Genomic DNA, 6,099 nt, shown 5'->3' on the forward strand with positions numbered 1-6,099 from the left:
GGCCAGCGGTCAGACGCACCGCGCAAACAGGCCGGACACAAGACCGCTTCTGACCACACACCCCTCACAAAAATGTCTTGCTTTGCAGGAGCCATCCACACAGGACAAAGCAGCCAGATGTTACTGAAGCTGGCATTGGCTGCCCAAGGTGTTCAAGTCCCCGATTTTTTTGTGAGCCAAAGTTCAATCTTCATGCCTCCTCACACTCAATTATTCTGAAGACCTCAACAGGTTCGCGAATGCCCTTTAACGTGATCTCGCCAGTGGAGACCGATCGAAAGTCGTCTTCCACAGCAACGGCGGCGCGAGTGCTGAGCAGGATTTCACCATCCTCGGCCATTTCGCAAAGTCGTGAGGCGACGTTGATAGCGGTGCCAGAGGCGGTGTAATCGGATCGGCCCTCATAACCCACCATACCGACGGTGGCATATCCTAGTGACACCCCAACACCGAAGCCCAGCCGGAAGCCCAGGCGTTTCCAATCCTTGCTGAGCTCGGCCATGCGGGCGCGCATTGCGACGGCAAGGCGTACGGCATCCCCAGCCGGATCGTCGCAGGGTAGAGGATCGTTGAACAGCACCATAACACCGTCACCCATCCGGTGATCCACGCCCGCGCCATGAGCGTTGATCAGCTTCCCCATTTCCTCATGATAAGCCTGAAGGACTTCGATGGTCTCTTCCGGTTCGGCGGTTTCGCAAAAGGCGGTAAAACCGCGAATGTCGCAGAATAGGACGCCAAGAAGAGCACGGTGGCTCCTCAGCATGTTTTCAGAGCCGGAGGAGACAACGGTGTCTGCGACCGCCGAGGGAAGAAAACGCTTGAGCTTGCCCATGCGTTCAATTTCGCCAACCTGCTCTTTGACCCGGTCAGCCAACTCAGTATTTAACTGCTTCAAGGCTTTGAATTGCTTTGTGTTTTCTATGGCGATGACGGCCTGTGCAGCAAATGTCTCAACAAGCGCGATTTCGGATGGCTCGAACGATCGGACCTCATGACGGCTGAGCGAAATAGAGCCGATGGCAATCCCATTCTGGAGTAGCGGAACCACCAATCGTGACCGTGTACCTTCGGTTTCAACCGTACGAACAGCTGTCGGGTCACCCTTCTTATAGAGATCAGTTTCTGCATAGTCCGGTATATGAATAACCTCTCCTGATCTTATCGCCACAGCTGATGAGAGAAATGAATCAAGGGACCATTCTTTGCCAATTTCAAATGCGGTCCGTTTCTGCCCCAAGTCCGCAGCAAGTCGGAAATGCGACCGGCTTTTGTTGACGAGTTGAAGCCCTGCTTGATCCGCATCACACAGTGACGCTGCTTTTTGCAGTATGATGTCAAAGACCTTGGCCTCATCTTCTCGGCTTTGGCTCATTACATTCAAGATGTCCCGCATCGCAGTTTCGCGTTCCCGCATACGATCCAGTTCTGCACGCATGTTTGCTAATCCGTTTTCATCCAAATGGTCGTGCATCGAAGTCACCCCGTATCTTCTAGGAAGGATAGGCAGGAATGAGACAAACTGCTACTAGGTCAAGGGCTGGCATTTATCCGAAAGGAAGCTAAGGGCTCAACGCGGTCATTCGTCGAAATTCCGTTCAATGTCTGCCATGCGGGTAAAACAAACGCTGAACAAAACGCGCGCGTTGATTGCGCCAATTCGATTGTCCCGTTAGCATAACAGTATGCCCAAAGCTGCTATTAACCCCTCAACATTTCAACCATTGGATTCTCTGAATGCCCGGCTTGAAGATATTCTAGAGGCCGCGCCCAAAGATAACGGCACATTAGACATGATTGTCATGCGCCCGGATCACGGAGAGCGCGTTGTGCCGAATAGATTTGAAGTTTGTGCAAAGGAAGGCCTGCCCGGTGATCATTGGAAGAACGGCACCGGCTATGCGTTAGATGATGGAACGGGTGATCCGGATGCACAGATTTGCATAATGATGTCGGGTTGCATTCGGGCAATCGCCGGTGAAAGGAAATATTGGCCGCCTGCTGGGGACAATTTCTTCATTGATATGGATTTGACACCAACAAACATGCCTCCTGGTACAGCATTCGCCATAGGCAGTGCAGAGTTTATTGTTACTAAACTTCCCCACAATGGCTGCCAATCGTTCATTGACCGCTACGGTCGCGATGCATGCCTTTTCGTGAACACCGGGGTGGGCAAAGTGCACAGACTGCGTGGCATCTATGCACGCGTTACGAAGGACGGCACAGTTGCTGTTGGAGATACCGTTCGAAAATTGGCTTAACAGATTTGATTGTGTCGATGGCAGAACCCGATTGCAAATAACGGCTCCACGGACGAAGCTGTCTTTCATTGCGTTTGGTATGATACTATTTTGCTGAGACCATTTTGTGGAATGTTCTAGGGTCCCGCTGACGTAACCAACTCGAGTTCTCGATGCAAGGAACCATGGCCAAAGGTGTTTTGTTGGATATTGCTGGTGTTCTATACGATGGGGACCACCTTATCGACGGAGCATTATGCGCGGTTTCGCAGCTGCGTGAATCGAAACTACCGATCAGATTTCTCACGAATTCCACTCGACAACCGAAACGCTTGATCTTTGAGAAACTCGCGGCGTTTAAAATCACCAATGACAAAAGCGAGATCATAACGCCGGCAGAAGTAGCGTGTGTTTGGCCCAGGCAAAAGGGGTATTCACCACATCTTCTAGTTCACCCAGACCTGATCGAGGACTTTTTAGAAACACCGTCAGGTAGACCAGTTGCGGTTGTGGTTGGTGACGCAGGCCTCCACTTCACATATGAGCGCTTGAATGCAGCTTTCCGCATTCTTATGGACGGAGCACCGCTTATTGCATTGGCAGCAAATCGCGTTTTTCGCGACTCCGATGGAGAGCTCAGCATGGATGTAGGCGCTTTTGTCAAAGCACTTGAGTACTCTAGCGCAAAATCCGCGTTTCTATTGGGTAAACCGTCTCCTGATTTCTTCCTCGCCGGCGCCCACAGCATGAACTTAGAGCTGTCTGAAGTCGTAATGATAGGAGACGATGCTGAGAGTGACATTTCTGGCGCATTGGTTGCTGGTGCCGCTGCCGGCATTCTCACCCAGACTGGGAAGTATCATCCAGGAGACGAGAACCGTTTTGACCCAGGGCCGACTCTCCTTGTGGCCGACGTCGCCGAGGCCGTCGGCTCTGTACTCACGAAAGTCCCGTAGGCGCATCGCAGCCCAGCGCTCTACATTTGATTGCCGAAAAGCAGCCATTCGCTCCATCAGAGCATCCGGCGCTCGAATGGAAGGCCCTTCTGCGAAGGGAGCGGCAAGTCGCAAGAAGTAGGTAAACATAATTTTTCCGCACACGGAAAGGCGGGAATGGAGTTTCCAATGAACACTCGCTCCGCCAGACAAACAGCCGCTTGGGCGTCAAAAACCATGCGTTCAATTGCGGGTTGAAGCGATTTCTGAAATGTTCGTCGTCGTCGGAGGATTGGCGAACGTGGGCCCTACTGCTTCGCGATAAGCGTCAAAAGCCGCCGAGGACAAGAAGGCCTGCTTTTCAGCATCGTCTTGGAACTCAAGGATGCCGATAAATCGCAGTGGGTCATCTGTGGAGAAGCACGAATAGTGCAGTCCGTCGATCTTTTCCGACTTCAATCCCGCCACAAGATTAGTCATGGCGGTAATCTGCGCCTCGTAATGATCTTCGGACTTGAGTGTGTAATGGACAAGTAAGCTCATAACTGGTTCCTTTGCACCTTGATTGCTCGGCCATGAGACAACCGACCGGTTCTTTTGACAATGATCAAATGGAAGTAACGGTTCGGCGGGATAGTCTTAGAACGCCGCATTGGGCTCGGTGTGGACATTCGAAGATTTTTCGTGAGCGCCTGAATTGCGGAATTGGCCGTTCTCAATGCCCGGCAAATGTCTATCCGCAGGTCAATGCTGGAGGGCCAATCAATTTGTTGGCCGTGGTCTCGAATTTGGCAAACACAATTTGACTTTTCTTGTATTAGGCAGATTTCTACCTGCAGATCATCTTTTTGAAACTGATCTTTGGTCCACAACAGTTGTAAGGAGCAACCATGTCGCGCACCCCTCGATCCTTTTCTCACATAGGGCTCTCTGTGCCAGACGTTGATGAAGCCGTAAAATTTTATTCCGACGTGTTTGGCTTCTACGTCATCATGCCGCCGACGGACGTTCTGGAGGATGATAGCGATATTGGTGTGATGTGCACGGATGTCTTTGGACCAGAATGGAAAAAACTGCGCATAGCGCATATGGCTACTGCGGACCGCGTTGGGTTTGAGATTTTCGAATTCGACGGGAATTACGCGCCAGAAAACAACATAGACTACCGGCGCAACGGGACATTTCACTTTTGTATCCAAGATCCCGACGTTGAAGGTTTGGTTGAAAAAATCGTAGCGGCCGGGGGAAAGCAGCGGATGCCCATTCGTTACTACTACCCGGGCGATAAACCTTACCGGATGGTCTATGTGGAAGATCCATTCGGTATTGTTTTCGAGTTATACAGCCACTCTTATGAATTGACGTATTCATCCGGTGCTTACAATTGAGAAAAAATTCAATTTGAAGGCTGCTTTGGGCTCGGTGCGGTCATTCGCTGAAATGCCGCGAGCGACCGCAATGCGGACAAAGCCGCCATTGCCTTGCAGGAAAATGGCTCCGATCTTTGCCCGCCTTCGCCGAAAATTATTTGCCTGTAGTTACCGGTTGCGAGCTCTGCTCAGTGTGACGGGCGTCATTCCCAAATATGAAGCAATGTGGAAATGGGCAAACAGCGCCTCATACCCTGGGTGTACACTTCGAAACCACTCTAAACGTTGCCGCGCGCTCAATGCTGCTAGGCACCACTCGCGTCCGACTTTGCGGGTCAACTCCTGGCGCATTAAGTTATTACCCCATTCTCGTATGCTTTCGAAATTCACCATTAGGTCCATCAACTGCGCAGCTGGCATTGTCGCTGCAACGGCGTCATCCAAAATCTCAATATCCACCAACGAACATCCACCTGACGTTCTGGCCATGTTGGGCGTTATCACCATTGGGGCAGCGTACAGGTTCAGGGTTACCTCCGTACCCTCGGCATCGGTGACTATGCTTCGCGCACGTCCACTTAGTAGGAAATACTCATTCTCGTCTCGCTCACCTTGGCTCGACATGTAACTTCCGATTGGCAAGTTACGTATTTCGAATGCATTTACCAGTGTCTCCCGATCTTTGTCCGGGAGTTCCGTCATGAGTTCTTCTATGGTTTTCAGATGAATTTCCATTCCATGCGCCCCTAACTCACGTTATCAAATGATAATGCTTGAACCGGCCGCAAACTGATAGCCCAGCAGCGTCAATGCTGGAGAAAACCCATGAATAGCTTCCTTTCCTACCCGACGCATGGTTCACGGATCCTGCTGTTCTGGTGCGCCGCGGTGCTCGTTTACTGCCTTATGGTCTTCGGGTCGCTTGCAGATATCGAACGGATCACCGGGGTCAGGGCATTCGACATGCGACCAACCGGCTATTCCTTCGCCGATGCCTTGGCACTCATTTCCGCGCTCGGAGAAGAAGGACGACGTGTTTATCTACTGATGCAAATTCCACTGGACACCGTGTACCCGGCCCTATTGGCGATTTCGAGCGCCAGCTCGCTTTATTGGTTGTCGCAATCCTTTGGCGCGACTGCTCGATGGTATCGAGCCGTTGCCGTTGTAGCCTATCTCGCGGCAATCGCGGACTATGCTGAGAATGGGTTAATCGTCTGGATGCTAAATGCCGGTCTTGGCGTTCCCGAAGCACTGGTTATAGCGGCAAGTTTGGCGTCGGTGAGCAAGTCAATCTTGTCGACGGTTGTGTTCACCATCTTGCTGATTGCTCTTGCCGAGTTCGCCATCCGCAGAATGCGTCGCCTGCGAGAAATTTGAGATCAGAAACCCGCAATTCAAGGAGTACAGTGTCCAACCTCGAAATCATTGGGTTCTGTCCGGTCATTCGATGCAACTTGTCTGATTGTCCGCTTTACAGGCCAGTTCTAACAAATCGCTTATGGGCCTTCAGATCGACTTTCAGAGATGTCCCGGCGCGCATCACGTACA

Annotated in this window: 7 protein-coding genes; 4 read left to right on the forward strand and 3 right to left on the reverse strand. The window is 51.5% G+C overall.

Going from position 1 to position 6,099, the window contains the following annotated elements:
* Positions 1-190: 190 nt before the first annotated feature.
* Positions 191-1,474: an adenylate/guanylate cyclase domain-containing protein gene (locus tag AC2FNV_RS23175; protein WP_496774666.1), complete on the reverse strand. Its 1,284-nt coding sequence runs from the start codon at positions 1,472-1,474 to the stop codon at positions 191-193.
* Positions 1,475-1,685: 211 nt separating this feature from the next.
* Here AC2FNV_RS23175 and AC2FNV_RS23180 point away from each other — a divergent pair, with 211 nt between their 5' ends.
* Positions 1,686-2,264, forward strand: a complete 579-nt coding sequence (locus AC2FNV_RS23180; RefSeq protein ID WP_170607603.1) for an MOSC domain-containing protein — start codon at positions 1,686-1,688, stop codon at positions 2,262-2,264.
* A gap of 152 nt (positions 2,265-2,416) precedes the next feature.
* On the forward strand, positions 2,417-3,199 hold the full coding sequence (locus AC2FNV_RS23185; protein ID WP_496774668.1) for a TIGR01458 family HAD-type hydrolase: 783 nt from the start codon (positions 2,417-2,419) through the stop codon (positions 3,197-3,199).
* Positions 3,200-3,421: 222 nt separating this feature from the next.
* Here the strand turns inward: AC2FNV_RS23185 and AC2FNV_RS23190 are convergent, their stop codons facing one another.
* Positions 3,422-3,721 carry a putative quinol monooxygenase gene (locus AC2FNV_RS23190; protein WP_170607605.1) on the reverse strand — a complete coding sequence of 100 codons (300 nt, stop codon included), beginning with the start codon at positions 3,719-3,721 and terminating at the stop codon, positions 3,422-3,424.
* Positions 3,722-4,068: 347 nt separating this feature from the next.
* Between AC2FNV_RS23190 and AC2FNV_RS23195 the strand changes: the two genes are divergently transcribed.
* A complete protein-coding gene (locus AC2FNV_RS23195) occupies positions 4,069-4,566 on the forward strand; it encodes a lactoylglutathione lyase family protein (protein WP_170607607.1) in 498 nt (165 codons plus the stop codon).
* 150 nt (positions 4,567-4,716) lie between these two features.
* On the opposite strand, the gene AC2FNV_RS23200 is transcribed toward AC2FNV_RS23195, so the two are convergent.
* The gene (locus AC2FNV_RS23200; protein ID WP_170607609.1) at positions 4,717-5,283 is read right to left on the reverse strand and encodes a Crp/Fnr family transcriptional regulator; all 567 of its coding nucleotides are present in this window, start codon (positions 5,281-5,283) and stop codon (positions 4,717-4,719) included.
* Positions 5,284-5,373: 90 nt separating this feature from the next.
* Between AC2FNV_RS23200 and AC2FNV_RS23205 the strand changes: the two genes are divergently transcribed.
* Positions 5,374-5,928, forward strand: coding sequence for a hypothetical protein (locus AC2FNV_RS23205; RefSeq protein ID WP_170607611.1), 555 nt, complete (start codon positions 5,374-5,376; stop codon positions 5,926-5,928).
* Positions 5,929-6,099 lie beyond the last annotated feature (171 nt).

It is taken from the genome of Ruegeria sp. BHSA163 (assembly GCF_059613365.1).

Excerpts from the sequence above, each read along its gene's own strand:
- AC2FNV_RS23175 (WP_496774666.1), bottom strand. The coding sequence starts at position 1,474 with ATGCACGACCATTTGGATGAAAACGGATTAGCAAACATGCGTGCAGAA.
- AC2FNV_RS23180 (WP_170607603.1), top strand. The coding sequence starts at position 1,686 with ATGCCCAAAGCTGCTATTAACCCCTCAACATTTCAACCATTGGATTCT.
- AC2FNV_RS23185 (WP_496774668.1), top strand. The coding sequence starts at position 2,417 with ATGCAAGGAACCATGGCCAAAGGTGTTTTGTTGGATATTGCTGGTGTT.
- AC2FNV_RS23190 (WP_170607605.1), bottom strand. The coding sequence starts at position 3,721 with ATGAGCTTACTTGTCCATTACACACTCAAGTCCGAAGATCATTACGAG.
- AC2FNV_RS23195 (WP_170607607.1), top strand. The coding sequence starts at position 4,069 with ATGTCGCGCACCCCTCGATCCTTTTCTCACATAGGGCTCTCTGTGCCA.
- AC2FNV_RS23200 (WP_170607609.1), bottom strand. The coding sequence starts at position 5,283 with ATGGAAATTCATCTGAAAACCATAGAAGAACTCATGACGGAACTCCCG.
- AC2FNV_RS23205 (WP_170607611.1), top strand. The coding sequence starts at position 5,374 with ATGAATAGCTTCCTTTCCTACCCGACGCATGGTTCACGGATCCTGCTG.